Source organism: Lichenibacterium minor, assembly GCF_004137685.1.
GTDB lineage: Bacteria > Pseudomonadota > Alphaproteobacteria > Rhizobiales > Beijerinckiaceae > Lichenihabitans > Lichenihabitans minor.
In genome coordinates this window covers 1-18,126 of record NZ_QYBB01000013.1, presented here as the reverse complement: position 1 = coordinate 18,126, position 18,126 = coordinate 1, and the positions used below count along the sequence as shown (strand labels likewise).

13 protein-coding genes are annotated in these 18,126 nt (G+C 72.2%); 10 read left to right on the top strand and 3 right to left on the bottom strand.

Translation table 11 applies throughout. The features are described from left to right. The first annotated feature begins 68 nt into the window (after positions 1-68). From D3273_RS12775 to D3273_RS12740, 8 genes are all read left to right on the top strand, one after another. Positions 69-398: a PepSY domain-containing protein gene (locus tag D3273_RS12775; RefSeq protein ID WP_129227121.1), complete on the top strand. Its 330-nt coding sequence runs from the start codon at positions 69-71 to the stop codon at positions 396-398. Positions 399-432: 34 nt separating this feature from the next. Further along, positions 433-1,128 (top strand): response regulator transcription factor, encoded by a 696-nt coding sequence (locus D3273_RS12770; protein WP_129227119.1) that lies wholly within the window; start codon positions 433-435, stop codon positions 1,126-1,128. A 2-nt stretch (positions 1,129-1,130) separates the two neighbouring features. Then, positions 1,131-2,573, top strand: coding sequence for an ATP-binding protein (locus D3273_RS12765; RefSeq protein WP_129227117.1), 1,443 nt, complete (start codon positions 1,131-1,133; stop codon positions 2,571-2,573). Between the two features lie 93 nt (positions 2,574-2,666). Further along, positions 2,667-3,158 carry a hypothetical protein gene (locus D3273_RS12760; RefSeq protein WP_129227115.1) on the top strand — a complete coding sequence of 164 codons (492 nt, stop codon included), beginning with the start codon at positions 2,667-2,669 and terminating at the stop codon, positions 3,156-3,158. Positions 3,159-3,213: 55 nt separating this feature from the next. Continuing rightward, a complete protein-coding gene (ccmI, locus tag D3273_RS12755; RefSeq protein ID WP_129227113.1) occupies positions 3,214-4,374 on the top strand; it encodes a c-type cytochrome biogenesis protein CcmI in 1,161 nt (386 codons plus the stop codon). A 3-nt stretch (positions 4,375-4,377) separates the two neighbouring features. Further along, complete coding sequence (gene ccmE / locus D3273_RS12750) at positions 4,378-4,902, top strand: cytochrome c maturation protein CcmE (RefSeq protein ID WP_129227111.1); 525 nt, start codon at positions 4,378-4,380, stop codon at positions 4,900-4,902. A gap of 10 nt (positions 4,903-4,912) precedes the next feature. Beyond that, positions 4,913-6,907, top strand: a complete 1,995-nt coding sequence (locus tag D3273_RS12745; protein WP_129227109.1) for a heme lyase CcmF/NrfE family subunit — start codon at positions 4,913-4,915, stop codon at positions 6,905-6,907. Continuing rightward, positions 6,904-7,377, top strand: coding sequence for a cytochrome c-type biogenesis protein (locus D3273_RS12740; RefSeq protein WP_129227107.1), 474 nt, complete (start codon positions 6,904-6,906; stop codon positions 7,375-7,377). The genes D3273_RS12745 and D3273_RS12740 overlap by 4 nt, the downstream gene beginning before the upstream one ends. Positions 7,378-7,410: 33 nt before the next feature. Here the strand turns inward: D3273_RS12740 and D3273_RS12735 are convergent, their stop codons facing one another. The 3 genes from D3273_RS12735 to D3273_RS12725 all read right to left on the bottom strand — a co-directional run bounded on the left by D3273_RS12735 (position 7,411) and on the right by D3273_RS12725 (position 14,026). Next, the gene (locus D3273_RS12735; protein ID WP_245501147.1) at positions 7,411-9,702 is read right to left on the bottom strand and encodes a sensor histidine kinase; all 2,292 of its coding nucleotides are present in this window, start codon (positions 9,700-9,702) and stop codon (positions 7,411-7,413) included. Positions 9,703-9,976: 274 nt separating this feature from the next. Then, positions 9,977-12,613: an aminopeptidase N gene (pepN, locus tag D3273_RS12730; RefSeq protein WP_129227103.1), complete on the bottom strand. Its 2,637-nt coding sequence runs from the start codon at positions 12,611-12,613 to the stop codon at positions 9,977-9,979. A gap of 90 nt (positions 12,614-12,703) precedes the next feature. Next, a complete protein-coding gene (locus D3273_RS12725) occupies positions 12,704-14,026 on the bottom strand; it encodes an MFS transporter (RefSeq protein ID WP_129227101.1) in 1,323 nt (440 codons plus the stop codon). 341 nt (positions 14,027-14,367) lie between these two features. Here D3273_RS12725 and D3273_RS12720 point away from each other — a divergent pair, with 341 nt between their 5' ends. Then, entirely contained in the window at positions 14,368-15,324 is a 957-nt protein-coding gene (locus tag D3273_RS12720; RefSeq protein ID WP_129227099.1) for a glycine--tRNA ligase subunit alpha, read from the top strand. Positions 15,325-15,370: 46 nt separating this feature from the next. Further along, positions 15,371-17,608: a glycine--tRNA ligase subunit beta gene (gene glyS, locus D3273_RS12715; protein WP_129227097.1), complete on the top strand. Its 2,238-nt coding sequence runs from the start codon at positions 15,371-15,373 to the stop codon at positions 17,606-17,608. Positions 17,609-18,126 lie beyond the last annotated feature (518 nt).

Here is an 18,126-nt window from a genome sequence, read left to right as displayed (position 1 = left end):
ACCCGCGTCGGGGTCAAACCCGGCGGCGCATTCACCGCCTATTCAGCGGCTCGGCCTAGCGTGTCGGCATGACCCGCGCCGCCCTGATCCTGGCCGTGCTGGCCTCGAGCTGCGGGGCCGCCGTGGCCCAAGGCCCTCCCGACGACGCGCAGCCTCTGGCCTGCGTCCGGCCGGCCCGGGCGCGCGAGCTGTTCTTCGAGAAGGGGCTCGTGCCGCCCATCCGCGCCCTGCGGGAAGCCTCGAACCTCGGCAACGCGGAAGCCATCGACATCCAGCTCTGCTGGTTCCGCGGCGAACTCGTCTACGACGTCACGCTGCTCGGCCGGGACGGCCCCGTCACCCACCGGCTCGTCGCGGCCGCGACGGGCGCTCCGCTGGGCGAGCACCCGAACCCCTGATCCGCCCCGGCGGGCATATCGCGAGGACTGCGCCATGAGGCTGCTGGTGGTCGAGGACGACCGTGACCTGAACCGCCAGATCGTGGCGGGGCTGGAGGGGGCCGGCTACGCGGTGGACCGCGCCTACGACGGCGAGGAAGGCCACTTTCTGGGCGACACCGAACCCTACGACGCCGTGGTGCTCGACATCGGCCTGCCGAAGCGGGACGGCCTCGCCGTGCTGGAAGCCTGGCGTGCGGCCGGCCGTGCCATGCCGGTGCTGATCCTCACGGCGCGCGACCGCTGGAGCGACAAGGTGAAGGGGTTCGACGCCGGCGCCGACGACTACGTGGCGAAGCCGTTCCACATGGAGGAGGTGCTGGCCCGCGTCCGCGCGCTGCTGCGCCGGGCCGCCGGCCACGCCAGCGCCGAGCTCACCTGCGGGCCCGTCACGCTCGACACCCGGGCGGGCCGCGTCGCGGTCGACGGCAACGCCGTGAAGCTGACCTCCCACGAATACCGCCTGCTGTCCTACCTCATGCACCACACCGGCCGCATCGTGTCGCGGGGCGAGATCGTGGAACACCTCTACGACCAGGACTTCGACCGGGATTCCAACACCATCGAGGTCTTCGTCGGCCGGCTCCGCCGCAAGCTCGGCGTCGAGATCATCCAGACCATGCGGGGGCTCGGCTACCTGGTGGCGCCGCCCGAAGGCGAGCGCAAGGCCGCGCCCAAGAAGGACGCGTGAGCGTGTCGGCACGCGCCCGCGCGTTCGACCGGTTCGGCACGCGCTCCATCGCGACGCGGCTGTTCCTGTCGGCCGCTTTCTGGAGCGTGCTGATCCTGCTGCTCGCCGGCGTGACCCTGTCGGCGATCAACCGCCGCTCGGCCGAGGCCGACTTCGACCAGCGCCTGTCCGTCTACGTCCGGGCGCTGGCGGCCAACCTCGGCGACCCCGGGGACGAGACGCATTCCAACCTCGGCCAGCTCGGCGAAACCATGTTCGAGCTGCCGCTGTCCGGCTGGTACTGGCAGATCACGCCGCTCGACGGCGACCCGAACGACATCCGCGCGTCGCGCTCGCTCTTCGCCGAGCGATTGCCGAGACTGACGGGCGAAGGCGTCGAATCGGAGGTCGGCGGCATCCGGCGCGGCTATGCGGTGGGGCCGGACGACCGCCGGCTGCGCCTCGTGGAGCGCGACATCGAGACCGACGACAAGCACCGCTACCTCGTCCAGGTCGCGGCGTCCCCGGAGGAGGTCGAACTCGATATCCAGTCCTTCAACGTGGCGCTGGAGGTCACGCTGGCCGTGCTGGCCCTGGCTCTGATCCTGTCGACCGTTCTGCAGGTGCGGTTCGGCCTGCGGCCCCTGCGCCAGCTCGGCGCCGGCGTGGCGGCCATCCGCCAGGGCGACGCCGAGCGGATCGAGGGCGAATACCCGCGCGAGATCGCGCCCCTCGCCAACGAGCTCAACCTGCTGATCGTCGCGAACCGCGAGATCGTCGACCGCGCTCGCACCCACGTGGGCAACCTGGCGCACGCGTTGAAGACGCCGCTCAGCGTCATCGTCAACGAGGTGTCGTCGCCCGGCGCCGGCGAGCCCGACGGCCTTGCCGCCAAGGTGCGCGACCAGGTGGGCATCATGCGCGACCAGGTCACCTACTACCTCGACCGCGCCCGCGCGGCGGCCCGCTCCACCGTGATCGGCACGGTGACGGACGTGCGCCCCGTCATCGACGGGCTCGTGCGCACGTTCGGCAAGATCTACCGCGACCGCGACGTTGTCTTCGAGGCCGAGCTCCCGGACGGCCTGCGCTTCCGCGGCGAGAAGCAGGACCTCGAGGACCTCGTCGGCAACCTCGTCGACAACGCCGGCAAGTGGGCTTCGGGCCGTGTCCGGGTCACGGTGGAAACCACCAACGACCCCGGCGAGCTCGGGCCCTCGGCGCTGCTCATCTACGTCGACGACGACGGCGACGGGCTCGACGCCGAAGCGCGGGGCCAAGTGGCGCGGCGGGGCCGCCGCCTCGACGAATCGAAGCCCGGCTCGGGCCTCGGCCTCAGCATCGTCACCGACCTCGCCGGCACCTACGGCGGCACCTTCACCCTGGACGAGAGCCCGTTGGGCGGCCTGCGCGCCGTGCTGCGCTTGCCGGGCAGCCGCACCGATTTCCGCCCGAATCCCGTGTGACGCGAGGTTCGGATAAGCATTTCGATGGTATCGTCCCCGCGAGAAGACGCGTGGAACGGGCGTTTTGCGGCGGATCGAGGGGACCGGGACGGCATGGCCAGCATGGCGGGGATCGTGAAGGGGGCGGCGCTCGCCGCCGCGGCGCTGGCGAGCGCATCGTCGCTCGCCGGCTGTTCGACGACGGGCACGGGCGGGGCGAGCCTCGCTTCGCTGTCGATGCCCGCCCCGGGCGTCGCGCCGGTCGCGGCCGTCGAAGCGGCACCGCTTCCCGTGCCGGTGAACTACGGCGGCTTCCTCGGCGGTGCGGCCGGCGCCAAGCTGCCCGAGGCGGACCGCAAGGCGGCCCTCGCCGCCGAGGACGGCGCGGTCGCGTCGGGCGAACGCCGCAGCTGGAAGGGCGACCACGGCGTCTACGGGTTCGTGGTGCCCGGCCCGACCTCGGCCGCCTCGACCGCCATCCCCGCCGACGGCGCCCCGGCCGAATGCCGCAGCTTCACGGCGACGATCTTCTTCGGGGGGCGTCCGCAGGTCGGCAAGGGCACGGGCTGCCGCGACCTCGACGGCAACTGGCATGTGACCTCTTGAGCACCCCGCCCGTTTTTGCGTTTCCGCCTCGCTGAGGAAGCGCTAAAAGAAAGGCATGGTCTGGTTAGCCTTCGCCTTCATGGCCGCCGCCGCGGTCCTCTGCGTGTCCTGGCCGCTGCTCCGCCCGCGCGAAGCGGCTGCCGAGGGCGCGACCGACACGGCTTTCTACCGGGACCAGCTTCGTGAGCTGGCGTCCGACGTCGACCGCGGGATCCTGCGTCCCGCCGACGTCGCGGCCACCCGTGCCGAACTCGGGCGGCGCCTGATCCAGGCCTCCGAGACCACGGGCCGCGCGCCCGGGGCGCCCCGTCGCCGGGTCGCCACGGCCGCAGCGGCCGGCGCCCTGGTGGTGGCGGTGGCGGCCGGGCTCTACGCCGAGGTGGGACACCCGGGCCAGCCCGACGCGCCCCTGGCCGCCCGCGAAACGGGCCAGACCGATTTCGCCACCGCCATCGCCAAGATCGAGGCCCACCTCGCGTCCGACCCGAACGACGGCCGCGGGCTCGAGATCATGGCGCCGGTCTACATGAAGATGGGCCGGTTCGACGACGCGGTGCGCACCTACCGGGACATCATCCGCGTGCGCGGCCGCTCCCCGTCCCGCGAAGCCGAACTCGGCCAGGCGCTGGTGATGCAGGCCGACGGCGTCGTCACCGGCGACGCCCGGCAGGTGTTCGACGCCGCCTTGAAGGACGACCCGGTGCTGCCGCAGGCGCGGTTCTTCGAGGGCCTCGCGTCCCTCCAGGACGGCGACAAGGCCAAGGCCCGCGCGACCTGGGAAGCGTTGATCCGCGAAGCTCCGCCCGAGGCCCCCTACACCAAGATCGTCCGCGAGCGCGTGGCCGAGCTCGACGGCGCCCCGGCCCGGGGCGGCGCCGCCGTCGCACGGGCGACCGGACCCGCGCCGGACCCGGCAGGTGCCGCGGCGAGGGGACCCCTGCCGGGCATGCCGGCGGGCGCCGCCGCCATCGCGTCGCTGCCGGCCGGCCAGCAGCAGGCGGCGATCCGCGGCATGGTCGACGGGCTCGCGGCGCGCCTCGCCGAGAACGGGCAGGACGGCGCCGGCTGGCTCCGCCTCGTGCGCGCCTATCGCGTGCTGGGCGAGCAGGACAAGGCCGTGAAGGCCCTGGCGGACGCGCGGCGGGCCCTGGCGGGCGACCCGCAGGCGACGGGCGAGCTCGACCGGCTGGCCCATGAACTCGGCTTGGAGAGCTAGGCCATGCGCCGCAAGACGAAACGTCTCGTCCTGGTATCCGGGGCGCTCGGCGTGGCGGCGGTCGCCGCCGGCCTCACGCTGTTCGCCCTGCGCGACAGCGTGGTCTTCTTCTATGGGCCCACCGAGTTCGCCCAGAAGGCCCCCGCGCTCGGCACCCGGCTGCGCATCGGCGGCCTCGTCGAGGCCGGGTCGCTGGCCAGGGTCGGCGACGCGACGGTCCATTTCGCCGTCACCGACAGGGCCCGCGACGTGCGCGTCAGCTACACCGGCATCCTGCCGGACCTGTTCCGCGAAGGGCAGGGCGTGGTGGCCGAGGGCGTCGTGACGGGGCCGAACCAGTTCACCGCCGATTCCGTTCTGGCCAAGCACGACGAGAGCTACATGCCGCGCGAGGTCGCCGACGCGTTGAAGAAGAGCGGCCAATGGCAGCCCGACGGGGCCACCGCTTCGGCGGCGCCGATCCTGTCCGCACCCGAGACCGCCATTCCCGCCTCGGCGTCGGCCTCGGCCGTGCCGGCGATCCGCTGAGGCCCACCGCATGTTCATCGAAACGGGCCACTTCGCCCTCGTGCTGGCGCTGGCACTGGCGCTGGTGCAATCCACGCTGCCGCTGTGGGGCTCGGTCCGCCGCGACCTGACCCTGATGGGCACGGCCGTGCCGGTCGCGATCGGCCAGTTCGCCCTGGTCGCCTACAGCTTCGCCTGCCTGGCGGAGGCGCATGTCGTCAGCGACTTCTCGCTGGTCAACGTGGTCGAGAACACCCATTCGACGCAGCCGCTCGTCTACAAGATCGCCAGCGTGTGGGGCAACCACGAGGGGTCGATGCTCCTGTGGGTGCTGATCCTGGCACTGTTCGGCGCCTCCGTGGCGGGCTTCGGCCGCGGCATCCCGATGGTGCTGCGCTCCGCCACGCTGGCGGTCCAGGGCTGGATCGCGTCCGCGTTCCTGCTCTTCATCCTCCTCACCAGCGACCCCTTCGCCCGCGTGGCCCGTCCGCCGATCGAGGGACGCGACCTCAACCCGATCCTGCAGGACCTCGGCCTCGCCATCCATCCTCCGCTGCTCTACCTCGGCTACGTCGGCTTCTCGATCGTGTTCTCCTTCGCGGCCGCGGCGCTCATCACCGGCCGGGTCGACGCCGGCTGGGCGCGCTTCGTGCGGCCGTGGGCGTTGCTCGCCTGGACCTTCCTGACGCTCGGCATCGCGATGGGCTCCTACTGGGCCTATTACACGCTGGGCTGGGGCGGCTTCTGGTTCTGGGACCCGGTCGAGAACGCGTCGCTGATGCCCTGGCTCGCCGGCACGGCGCTGCTCCACTGCACCAGCGTCATGGAGAAGCGCGAAGCCCTGAAGGTGTGGACCATCTTCCTCGCCATCACGACCTTCTCGCTGTCGTTGCTCGGCACCTTCCTGGTGCGCTCGGGCGTGCTGACCTCCGTCCACTCCTTCGCCAGCGACCCGACGCGCGGCACCTTCATCCTGCTCATCCTGGCCCTGTTCATCGGCGGCTCCTTCGCCCTCTATGCCTGGCGGGCGCCGATGCTGCGGGTAGGGGGCATCTTCGCGCCGGTGTCGCGCGAAGGCTCGCTCGTGTTCAACAACCTGTTCCTGTCGGCCTGCTGCGCTACCGTGCTGGTCGGCACGCTCTACCCGCTGGCGCTGGAAGCCACCACGGGCCAGAAGATCTCGGTCGGAGCGCCCTTCTTCAACCTCACCTTCGGCCCACTGATGGTGCCGCTGCTCTTCGTCATGCCCTTCGGGCCGGCGCTGGCGTGGAAGCGGGGCGACCTGCTCGGCGCCGTGCAACGGCTCATGGTCGCCCTCACGGTCGGGCTGGTGATCGCCGTCGTCCTGGTCGCCGTCACGCGCGGCGGCCCGGTGCTGGCGCCGTTGGGCGTCGGCCTCGCCGCCTACATCATCGTCGGCGCCCTGTCCGACGTCGCGCTGCGCGTCCGGCCCCGTCCCATGCCGTTGCGCACCGTGGTCGAGCGGGCCGCCGGCCTGCCGCGCTCGGCCTGGGGCACGGCCATCGCCCACGCCGGCATGGGCGTGACGCTGCTCGGCCTTGCCGCCACGGGCTGGGGCGTCGAGCGCATCGCCGCCGTCCATCCCGGCCAGCCGGTCGACCTCGGCCCCTACAGCGTCACCATCACGGCGCTGGTGCCGCGCCCCGGCCCGAACTACAGCGAAACCCTGGCCCAGGCGGTGGTGATGGAGGGGGGTCGCGTCGTCGCCGAGATCACGCCCGCCAAGCGCTTCTTCGCCACGCGCCAGCAGACGGTGGCGGAGGCCGGCATCGTCACGCTCGGGCTGGGGCAGGTCTACGTCAGCCTCGGCGACCAGCATCCGGACGGCACGATCGACACGCGCATGTTCTGGAAGCCGCTGGTGTCCCTTATCTGGGGCGGCGCGCTCGTGATGGCCTTCGGCGGCCTGCTGTCCCTGTCGGACCGCCGCCTGCGCATCGGCGTCGCCTTCCGCCGCCCCCGCCCGGCCGCGGCCGGGCCGCGACCGCCGGTGCCCGCCGAATGACGCGCCGCCGCACCCTGGGCGCGGTGGCGCTGATGGCGGCGCTCCTCGCCGCCGGGCCGTCCCGCGCGGTCGAGCCCGACGAGGTGCTTCCCGATGCCGGGCTCGAAGCCCGCGCCCGCGACGTGTCGTCGGGTCTGCGCTGCCTCGTGTGCCAGAACCAGTCGATCGACGATTCCGCCGCGCCCCTGGCGCGCGACCTCAGGCTGATCGTCCGCGAACACCTCAAGGCCGGCGACACCGACGCCGAGATCCGGGCCTACCTGGTCCAGCGCTACGGCGATTTCGTGCTGCTGAAGCCGCCGTTCGAGCGCGCCACGCTGCTGCTCTGGGCCACGCCGGCCCTGGTCGTGGTCTTCGGCGGAATGGCCCTGTGGCGCCGTCGCCGTCCCGGAACCGGTGCGGCCCCGCTCGATCCCGACGAGCAGGCCCGCGTCGACGCTCTCATGGCGGAGCCGCCGACGCGCCGATGAGGCCGCCGCGGGCGGCGGACCGCGGTTCGCCGGTCACGCCACCGACGCCCGCGTAGGCTCCGCGGCACGCCGGCCGGCGTGCCGGGCGGCCGCGGCACGCGGCGCGTCCCGGAGGGTGGGGACGAGCGCCGGCCCGGCCGCCGCGGGGCCGGGCAGGTGCAACATCACGATGGTGCCCCGGCCGACCAGCGAGCGGATGCGCAGCGAGCCGCCGTGCATCTCGACGAGGGAGCGCGCGATGGCGAGGCCGAGCCCCGAGCCCTTCATGCCGTCCCGCATCGTCGCGCCGGCCTGGGTGAAGGGCCGCCCGACCAGGGCGAGGGTTTCGGGCGCGATGCCGACGCCCTCGTCCTCGATGAACAGGTTGGTGCCGGCCGCGGCGGGCCGGACGCGGACGCCCACTTGTCCGCCGTTGCGGCTGAACTTGACGGCATTGCCGATCAGCGCCGCCAGGATCTTGTCCAGCGCTCGCGGGTCGGCGTGGAGCGCGGTCCGGGGCGCCACGTCGGCCGTGAGCGCGACCGCCTTCGCCGAGGAGGCCCCCCCGAGGTCGGCGAAGGCCGTCCGCAGCGCGACGGCCGCGTCGACGGGCTTCGGATCGATGTGGACGCGACCCGAGTCGAGCCGGGCCATCTCCAGCACGTCCGAGATGACGGCCAGCAGGTAGCGGCCGCTGGTGGCGATGTCGCCGGCGTAGTCGACGTATTTGCGGTTGCCGAGCGGCCCGAAGGTTTCGGCTTCCATCAGCTCCGAGAAGCCGATCACGGCGTTCAGCGGCGTGCGCAGCTCGTGGCTCATGTTGGCCAGGAACTCGGACTTGGCGCGGTTGGCGGATTCGGCCTCGGCCTGCTTCTCGGCGTGGCGTTCGGCCAGTTCGGCCAGCTGCTGGGCCTGGGTTTCCAGCGCCTGGCGGGAACGCCGCAGGTCCGCGATCGTCGCCATCAGGCGCCGCTCGGAATCCATGAGCTGCTCCTCGTGGCGCTTCAGCGCCGTGATGTCGGTGCCGACCGACACGTAGCCGCCGTCCTTGGTGCGGCGCTCGTTGATCTGGAGCCAGCGCCCGTCGCCGAGCTGCGCCTCGTAGGTCCGGGCGCCGCCCCGCGGGCTTTCGCCGAGCGAGATCTGCGTCTGGATGAGCGGCGGCGTGGCGTGGGCGACGAGGGCCGCGTAGGGCATGCCGACCCGCACTGTGTCGGGCTTGAGCTCGTGCAGCGCCAGGAACTTGGAATTGCAGGTGACGAGGCGGTTGTCCGCGTCCCACAGCACGAAGGCTTCGGAAATCGCCTCGATGGCGTCCCGCAGGCGCACGTCGGCGGTGGCGCTGCGTTCCGCCATCCGCTTCTCGTCCGAAATGTCGACCGCGATCCCGACGAGGTGCAGCTCGGAATCCGCGCCCTCGCGCACGAGCTCGGCCCGAGCGCGGAGCCACACATAGGCGCCGCGGCCGTTGCGCAGGCGGAACATGTGGTCGATCGTGCTCGAACGCGACGACGCCACCATCTCGGCCAGGCGCGACAGGTCCCCGTCGCGCGGGTGCACCAGCGCGTTCACCTCGCCGAAGGACATGAACTCGGAGCGCACCTCCATGTCGAGCATGGCGTACATGGAGGCGGACCAGTAGATGCGCCCCCGCGCGAGGTCCCAATCCCACAGCCCGCAGCGGCCCCGGTTCAGCGCGGTGTCGATGCGGCTGTGGACGCGGGCGTGGATGGCCTCGACCTCGACGGCGCGGTTGGTCTGCCAGAAGTAGGCCACCGCGATGACGATCAGCACGAAAGCGGTCGAGAAGAGCAGGAACCCCGAGCGGAACGAGGCGGAGCGCCAGTCGGACAGCAGGTCCGAGACCGGGTGGATGATGGCGATCTGGCCGTAGGGCGCGCCCAGCTTGCGCACGGCGGCCAGCACGTCCTCGCCGTCGGCGAGGTCGATGCGCATCACGCCGGCCTTGTCGGGCGATCCCGTGACGGGCTGCGCCGGTCCGAGGAGGTCGGACAGCAGGCGTCCGCGGGCACCGAGCGACGGCACCGCCGCCACGATGCGGCCGGACAGGTCGGAGATGAGGATCTGCCGGCCGCCCGTCAGGGCGCGGCCGGGCAGCAGCCGCTCGAGCGCTTCCGTGGGCTTCACGCCGGGCTGGCGGGCCAGGGCGGCATCGAGCTGGTCGGCCGCCAGGGCCGCCACCATCTCGAGGTCGCCCACGGCGTCGGTGACGGCGCGGTCGCGCGCGTCGCGGCATTGGACCACGGCGCCGACGGCCAGCACGGTCATGAAGACCGCAACCAGCAGCGGCACCAGGCGCCGCAGCCAGGGCTCGTATTCCGCCATCCTGAGGTGACCCGGTTGGGTCAGCGCCCGGGCAAGCCCCTGCAACGTCCCCGCATGCGCGGATCCGCCAGCCGCGTTCGCACGCGCCATCGATCGCCCCCTCGAAACACCGTTGGATCGGGGGATGTGCCGCATCTCCGAACCCGCCTCACTGTGGTTCGAGGGGGCCTGATTTGTCCAGAAACACATTTGTGAACGAATCGAAAATCCCGCTTGATTTCCGCTCGCGACGACGGGCTGCGGGCGCCCGGAAACGGCGCCCGACGCGAGAACGTCAGCCCAGAGAACGGCTTGTGATCTCCCTCACGTCGGCCGACAGGTCGGGGCCCGCGGCGATCCGTTTCAGCGCCGCTTCGGCGAGGGCCCGGCGGCCCGGTTCCAGCAGGCGCCATGACCGGAACGCGCCCAGCAGGCGCGCGGCCACCTGCGGGTTCCGGCCGTCGAGCGTGACCACGGCGTCGGCGACGAGGTCGTATCCCGCGCCGTCCGGGCGGTTGAACTCCGTGGGATTGGCGCCGAAGGCCCCCAGGAGCGCGTAGACCCGGTTCGGCACGCCGAGCGTGAAAGCGGGATGGCCCAGGAGGCGCCTCACGCGATCCACGGTCGAGCGTTCCGGGATCGAGGCCTGCAGGGCGAACCATTTATCGATGACGAGCGGCTCGGCGGCGTGGCGCTCGTAGAAGGCCGCGAAGGCGGCCTCGCGCGCTTCGCCCGGGATGAGGCTCAGCACCGCGAGGGCGGCGACGCGGTCGGTCATGTTGTCCGCGCCGTCGAACTGGGCGCGGGCCTGCGCGGCGCCGAGCGCGGGGTCGCCGGCCGCCAGCAGCGACAGGGCCGCGTTGCGGAAGGCGCGCCGGCCCGCGCCGGCCGCGTCGGGCGCATAGGGTCCCGCCGCGGCGCCCTCGGCGATCACGGCGCGAAACTCAGCCGCCAGCATCCGGCCCACCGCCCCGCGCACGGCTTCGCGGGCGGCGTGCACGGCGTCGGGGTCGACGTCGCGCCCGATCTCGCGGGCGAGCTCGCCTTCGGACGGCAGCGCCAGCACCTGGGCGGCGAAGGCGGGGTCGTGGCGGCCCGTCCGGACGACGGCCGCGAAGACCGTCCGCAGCGCTTCGGGGTCGCCGCCGCCGTCGCGCACGCGGGCGATGATCAGCCGCGACAGCACCGTCTGCGCCGCGTCCCAGCGGTTGAAGGCGTCGGTGTCGTGCGTCATCAGCGTCAGGAGGTCGGCGTCCGTGGCGTCGGTCACGAGCCGCACCGGCGCCGAGAAGTCCCTCAGCAGCGACGGGATCGTGCCGGGTTCGACGTCCTCGAAGCGGATGCGGCGGGTGGCCGTGGCGAGCTCGATCGTGTCGTTCGCCAGTTCGGCGTCCGACAGGCCGTCGTCCTCGCCGGTGCGCACCGGCTGTTCGGCGCCGTCCGGCAGCACGAGGCCGAACCGCAGCGGCACCACGAAGGGCAGCTTCTCGCCCTGACCCGGCGTCGGCGCGGTGTCCTGCGCGAGGTCGAGCGTCAGCGTCCGGGTCGCGGCGTCGTGATGCGTCCGCGCCGTCACGCGCGGCGTGCCGGCCTGGACGTACCAGCGGAAGAAGGGGGCAAGGTCGCGCCCCGAGGCTTCGGCGAAGCAGCCGAGGAAATCCTCGACGGTCGCAGCCGTGCCGTCGAAACGGTCGAAATAATGCTGCAGGCCACGGGCGAAGGCATCGGGCCCCACCAGGGTGCGGACCATGCGGATGATCTCGGCGCCTTTCTCGTAGATCGTCGCCGTGTAGAAGTTGTTGATCTCGGAATAGCTGTCCGGCCGCACGCTGTGGGCCATCGGGCCGCCGTCCTCGGCGAACTGGCGCGCCCTGAGCACCCGCACGTCGGCGATGCGCTTCACCGGGCGGGACCGCTGGTCCGCCGAGAACTCCTGGTCGCGGAAGACCGTCAGGCCTTCCTTGAGGCTGAGCTGGAACCAGTCGCGGCAGGTGATGCGGTTGCCGGTCCAGTTATGGAAATATTCGTGCGCGATGACGGTCTCGATGCCGGCGTAGTCCGCATCCGTGGCGAGCTCGGGCGAAGCCAGCACGTATTTGTCGTTGAAGACGTTGAGCCCCTTGTTCTCCATCGCGCCCATGTTGAAGTCCGACACGGCGACGACGTTGAAGACGTCGAGGTCGTACGCCCGGCCGAACGCGTCCTCGTCCCAGCGCATCGACCGCTTCAGCGCGTCGAGGGCGTAGCCGGCCTGGCCGACCTTTCCGGGCTCGACCCAGATGGCGAGGGCGACGCGCCGGCCTTCGCTCGTCGTGAACTCGCCCCGGAGGGCGTCGAGGCGGCCGCTCACCACGGCGAACAGGTAGGAGGGCTTGGGGTGGGGATCGTGCCACACGGCGTAATGCCGGCCCGTGCCCTCGACCGCGCCGGCCTCGACCGGGTTGCCGTTGCCGAGCAGCACGGGGGCGTCGTCCCGCTCGGCCTCGATGCGGGTCGTGAAGACCGACAGCACGTCCGGGCGGTCGAGGTAGTAGGTGATGCGGCGGAAGCCTTCCGCCTCGCATTGCGTGCAATAGGCCGAGCCCGACCGGTAGAGCCCCATCAGCTTGGTGTTGGCCGTGGGGTCGATCACGGTCTCGACCTCCAGCACGAAGGGGCCGGCCGGCGGCGCCGCGATCGTCAGCCGGTCCGGCGTCGCCAGAGCGAGGTCGAGCGCCGCGCCGTCGAGGCGGAGCGCGGTCGCGACGAGCTCGTCGCCGTCGAGGTCGAGCGGCGCGCCCGCGACCCCCTCCGGGTTGGGCCGGAGCCGCAGCGTCGAGCGGACCCGGGTGGCCGTGCGGTCGAGCGAGATGTCGAGCGCCACGGCATCGACGAGGTAGTCGGGGACGCGGTAATCGGAAAGGCGGACCGGCTGGCCCTGGTCGCTGCGCATCGGCACTCGTCCTGTGTGGTCGTGATCGGTCGGAACGGCTGTCGCCCGCCTGGTCGCGCGATCGGCGGCCTCGCCCGATCGCGATCCGGCCTATTCGCCCGGGCGCGCCGCGGCTTCGACGGGAATGTAGGCCGCCGCGGCGGCCGCCGCATCGGGCAGGTTGCGGCCGAAATAGACCGCCGCGCCGACGTTCACCACGCCCAGGGCCAGGAGCAGGACCGGATTCGGCACCGCGAGCCAGGGCGTCTGGAACAGGGCCGTGACGCTCGCGCCGACGATCATCATCACGGCGTTGAGCACCCCCACGCCGGCCACCACGCGGGCGCGCCGTTCCGGCGCCGCCCAGGATTGCACGGCGGAGAACACCGGCACGGAGAAGAGGCCCCCCGCGCAGGCGAGCCCCACCAGGTCGATCACGAGGCGGAGCCCCGTGCCGCTGTGCAGGAAGGCGGACAGCGACACGCGCTCCGTCGCGTCGGCCGCCGTCGCGGTGGTCCACCCGGCGTCGAGCAGGAACAGCCCCATGGCGGCCACCGACCAGGGGGCGTGTTTCAGGACGATGCGCCCCTGGCACAGCCAGCCCGCCAGCAGCGCGCCGACCCCGACCCCGACGGCGAAGAACAGGCTGATGGCGGTCTCGACCTCGACGCCGGCGCCGATCTGCTGCTTGACGATGACGGGGACCAGGACCAGCGCCACCGAGCCGCTGAGCCAGAACCAGCCCGAGCCGAGCGCGCCGACCCACATGCGGGGATCGCGGCGCAGGTCGCCGATGAGCGAGAAGGTGGAGCCGAAGAGGTTGCGGTCGATCCTGAGGTCCGGCACCTTGGAGGGTGCCCCCGGGATGTACCAGGTGGACACGAGGCAGAGCAGGGCGACGACGACGAGCTCCGCGACCACGAGCTCCTTCGGGATGCCTTCGAGCCCGGTGAGGCCGCCGGCCGCCAGGCCGAGCAGGATGGCGACGAACCCCGCGCCCTCGACCAGCGCGTTGCCGGCGGTCAGCTCGTCGCGCCGCAGGTGATCGGGCAGGATCCCGTATTTGATGGGCGTGTACAGGGTCGCGATGAGGCCGAGCAGCAGCAGCGCGGCGTAGAGCGCGACGATCGAGTCGAACCAGTAGCCCAGCGCCGCGACGACCTGGACGCCCACCTCGGCGAGCTTCAGCCATCGCGCCACCCGCGCCTTGTCGTGCCCGTCGGCGAGCTGCCCGCCGAGCCCCGACAGGACGAGCGACGGCGCGATGAAGGCCGCCAGCGCCAGGGTGACCAGGGGGCCCGCCCGCTCGGCCCCGACCTTGAACAGGATGATCATGGCCAGCATGTTGCGGACCAGGTTCTCGTTGAAGGCGGAAAAGAACTGGCTCCAGAACAGCGGCGCGAAACGGCGGGTGACGAGCAGCTTGAGGATCATGCGGCGCTTTCGGCTTCGACGGTTCCGAGCCGGGGTCGGCCTCGATGGGATCGCGCCGCGGCCGTCGCCTCGGCGGCCCCGGCCGGCGACAGGGTCCCCTGGGCGGCCGCGACCCCGGAGGCTTCGCCCGAACCCGGACGGCGGGCAAGGCAAAACCGATGCTTCGCGCCCCGGAGCCTCGCCGATCGCCGGCGCGGCGACGCGGAGCGCCCCCGCGGCCCAGCGACGGGCTTCGCGGCGGCCGGCGGGGCGTCGCGCTCCGCTGGCGGTGCCGCGGCGGCGCGTGCTACTGCGGCCCGGCAGCCGTCGCTGCCATCCTCTTCGACCGGAACGCCCCGCTGGTGACACAGACCGACTTCGCCGCCGACACCGTCACGGATCCTGCGCTCGACCCCCGCCGCAGCTTCCAGGGCCTCCTGCTGGCGCTGCAGCGCTTCTGGGCCGCCCAGGGCTGCGTGGTGCTCCAGCCCTACGACATGGAGGTGGGGGCGGGCACGTTCCACCCGGCGACGACGCTGCGCTCGCTGGGTCCCAAGCCCTGGCGCGCCGCCTACGTGCAGCCGTCGCGCCGCCCGAAGGACGGCCGCTACGGCGAGAACCCGAACCGGCTGCAGCACTACTACCAGTTCCAGGCCATCCTGAAGCCGTCCCCGCCCGACCTCCAGGACCTGTACCTCCGGTCCCTCGCCGCCATCGGCATCGACCTCGCGCTCCACGACATCCGTTTCGTCGAGGACGATTGGGAAAGCCCCACGCTCGGCGCCTGGGGGCTCGGCTGGGAATGCTGGTGCGACGGGATGGAGGTGTCGCAGTTCACCTACTTCCAGCAGGTCGCCGGCGTCGAATGCTCGCCCGTGTCGGGCGAGCTGACCTACGGGCTCGAGCGACTCGCCATGTACGTGCAGGGCGTCGAGAACGTCTATGACCTGAACTTCAACGGCCTCGACGGCGACGCGCGCATCTCCTACGGCGACGTGTTCCTGCAGGCCGAGCAGGAATATTCGCGCTTCAACTTCGAACATGCCGACACGGCGCTGCTGTTCCGGCACTTCAAGGACGCCGAGGGGGAGGCCCGGGCCATCCTGGAGAAGGGCGCGGCCGAGGCGGAAGGCGGCCGCCACCGCATGGCGCTGCCCGCCTACGACCAGACCATCAAGGCCTCGCACCTGTTCAACCTGCTCGACGCGCGCGGCGTCATCTCCGTCACCGAGCGGCAGAGCTACATCCTGCGGGTGCGCGAGCTCGCCAAGGCCTGCGGGGCGGCGTGGCTGATGACAGAAGGCGGCGGCGCGGCCTGACGCCCCGCCAAGCCCGCCCGTCCCCCGATCCCATCGAAGCGAAACCATGCCCGACCTGCTGCTCGAACTGTTCTCCGAAGAGATCCCCGCCCGCATGCAGGCGGCGGCCTGCTCCGACCTGAAGCGCCTCGTCACCGACGCGCTGGTGGCGGCGGGCCTGCTCTACGAGGGCGCCGAAGCCTTCGTCACGCCGCGGCGTCTGGCCCTGCAGGTGGCCGGCCTTCCGCCCCGCCAGCCCGACACCCACGAGGAGCGGCGCGGCCCGCGCGTCGGCGCTCCGGAGGCGGCGATCGCGGGCTTCCTGAAGAGCGCCGGCCTGTCGTCGATCGCCGAAGCCAAGGTCGTCGAGGACAAGAAGGGCGCGTCCTACGTGGCCCACATCCACCGGCCGGGGCTGTCGACCCCGGAGGTGATCGCCGGCCTCATGCCCGGCCTGATCCGCGGCTTTCCCTGGCCCAAGAGCATGCGCTGGGGGCGGACCTCGTCCGAGCCCGACACGCTGCGCTGGGTGCGGCCGCTCGTGTCCATCCTGTGCGTCTTCGGCGCCGAGACCGAGGATCCGGAGATCGTGCGCTTCGCGGTCGGCGGCATCGCGTCGGGCGACGAGACGCGCGGGCACCGCTTCATGGCGCCGGCGCCGATCAGGGTCCGGCGCTTCGACGACTACGTCCCGGCGCTGGAAGCCGCCAAGGTGGTGCTCGACGCGGGCCGCCGCGCCGACATCATCCGCCACGACGCCCGCGACCTCGCCTTCGCGGCGGGGCTGGAAGTGGTGGAGGACGATGCGCTGCTGGCCGAGGTGTCGGGCCTCGTCGAGTGGCCGGTCGTCATGATGGGCCGCTTCGACCCCGCCTTCCTCCGCATCCCCCCCGAGGTGATCCGGGCGACGATCCGCGCCAACCAGAAGTGCTTCGTCACCCGGCGGCCCGGCGGCGCGCTGGCGGACAGCTTCGTGCTGGTGTCCAACATCCTCGCCTCCGACGGGGGCGCCGCCATCGTGGCGGGGAACGAGCGCGTGGTGCGGGCGCGCCTGTCCGACGCCCGCTTCTTCTGGGACGCCGACCTCGGCGTGAAGCTCGCCGATCGCGTGCCCAGGCTCGACAACATCGTGTTCCACGAGAAGCTCGGCACGCAGGGCGACCGCGTCCGCCGCATCGCCGCGCTGGCGCGCGACCTCGCCCCGCAGGTCGGCGCGCCCGTCGCCGATGCCGAGCGCGCCGCCCTGCTGGCCAAGGCCGACCTCGTGTCGGAGATGGTCGGCGAGTTCCCCGAACTGCAGGGCCTGATGGGCCGCTACTACGCGGCGGCCCAGGGCGAGGCACCGGCCGTCGCGGCGGCGCTCGAGGACCATTACCGGCCGCAGGGGCCTTCGGACCGCGTGCCCACCGAGCCGGTTTCCATCGCGGTGGCGCTGGCCGACAAGCTCGACACGCTGATCGGCTTCTGGGCCATCGACGAGAAGCCGACCGGCTCCAAGGACCCCTTCGCGCTGCGGCGCGCGGCCCTGGGCACCATCCGCATCGTGATCGAGAACGGGCTGCGGTTGCGGCTCCGCCACGAGCTGACGTTGCACGGGCTGGTGTTCACGACGCTGGCCTTCGCCGACGAGGACCGGCGCGTCGTGGAAGCGCGGGAACTGCTGTCGCGCTACATCCGCGACGCTGCGCTGAATGCCACGATCGCCATCGCGACGGACCTGTCGCCCACGCTCGACGCGCGCTGGATCGAGGCCGCCGAGATCGCGCATCGACGGGCGGTGGAGCTGATGGCCTTCTTCGCCGATCGCTTGAAGGTCTACCTGCGCGACAAGGGAGCCCGGCACGACCTCATCGACGCCGTCTTCGCCCTGCCGGGCCAGGACGACCTCGTGCTGATCGTCCGCCGGGTGGAGGCGCTCGGCCGCTTCCTCGACACGGAGGATGGCCGGAACCTGCTCGCCGGCTATCGCCGCGCCGCCAACATCCTCAAGGCCGAGGAGAAGCGCGACGGGGCAGGGGCCTTCGACGCCTTCCACGACGCGTCCCTGCTCGTCGACGCCGAGGAGTGCGACCTCGCGCACGTCCTGTCGCGCGTCGAGGGCGAGGTCGCGGAACGCGCCGGTGCCGAGGATTTCGAGGGAGCCATGCGCTCCCTGGCGTCGTTGCGGACGCCGGTCGACAGCTTCTTCGAGCGCGTCATGGTCAACGCCGACGATCCGGCCCTGCGCCTGAACCGCCTCCGCCTCCTCGCGGCTCTCCGGCGCACCATGCAGGCCGTCGCCGACTTCGGCCGCGTGTCCGGCTAATCCACAGCACCCGGCTCGTCGCCGTTCGCGCCTTCGGGAGCGGGCGGCTCCGCCGGGGTCGCGACCGGCCGGACGACCATGAAGGCGTCGCTCGACGAGCGGCGCCTTTTCTCGTTCCGGGCCGCCGGCCGTCGCCCCGGCGGGTCGCGGGGCAGGGCGATCGGGGCGGGGCAGGGGAGGTGGGCCGATTCCCTGCTGCCTGTCGGGGGCTGCGGAGGCCCTGGGCGGGCATCGGCTGGGGTGCTTCGGATTTTTGCAGTTTTGTGAATTTCGGCGTTGACGGGTCTCCGTGGGGTGTCTTATACAGCGTTCATCGACGGCGGCGCTGCTGATGAGCGGCCCGCGGGTTTCGACGCTTCCGAGTTTGTCTCAGGAGTTCATGTCCCGGCAGGGTTTGCCGGGCGTGTCGTCGTCTCCCTCGTCCGGCGTTCATGCGCTGGGCTTGACGTTTGGGGTGGCCTTCGGGCGTGCCCGCCGCTGTTTGACAATTTCATCGGAAGAAAGAGAAACGTGGACGG

Bases quoted from the DNA above. Each gene is read 5' to 3' on its own strand.
- D3273_RS12775 (WP_129227121.1), top strand. From the start codon at position 69: ATGACCCGCGCCGCCCTGATCCTGGCCGTGCTGGCCTCGAGCTGCGGG.
- D3273_RS12770 (WP_129227119.1), top strand. From the start codon at position 433: ATGAGGCTGCTGGTGGTCGAGGACGACCGTGACCTGAACCGCCAGATC.
- D3273_RS12760 (WP_129227115.1), top strand. From the start codon at position 2,667: ATGGCCAGCATGGCGGGGATCGTGAAGGGGGCGGCGCTCGCCGCCGCG.
- ccmI (WP_129227113.1), top strand. From the start codon at position 3,214: ATGGTCTGGTTAGCCTTCGCCTTCATGGCCGCCGCCGCGGTCCTCTGC.
- ccmE (WP_129227111.1), top strand. From the start codon at position 4,378: ATGCGCCGCAAGACGAAACGTCTCGTCCTGGTATCCGGGGCGCTCGGC.
- D3273_RS12745 (WP_129227109.1), top strand. From the start codon at position 4,913: ATGTTCATCGAAACGGGCCACTTCGCCCTCGTGCTGGCGCTGGCACTG.
- D3273_RS12740 (WP_129227107.1), top strand. From the start codon at position 6,904: ATGACGCGCCGCCGCACCCTGGGCGCGGTGGCGCTGATGGCGGCGCTC.
- D3273_RS12735 (WP_245501147.1), bottom strand. From the start codon at position 9,702: ATGGCGGAATACGAGCCCTGGCTGCGGCGCCTGGTGCCGCTGCTGGTT.
- pepN (WP_129227103.1), bottom strand. From the start codon at position 12,613: ATGCGCAGCGACCAGGGCCAGCCGGTCCGCCTTTCCGATTACCGCGTC.
- D3273_RS12725 (WP_129227101.1), bottom strand. From the start codon at position 14,026: ATGATCCTCAAGCTGCTCGTCACCCGCCGTTTCGCGCCGCTGTTCTGG.
- glyS (WP_129227097.1), top strand. From the start codon at position 15,371: ATGCCCGACCTGCTGCTCGAACTGTTCTCCGAAGAGATCCCCGCCCGC.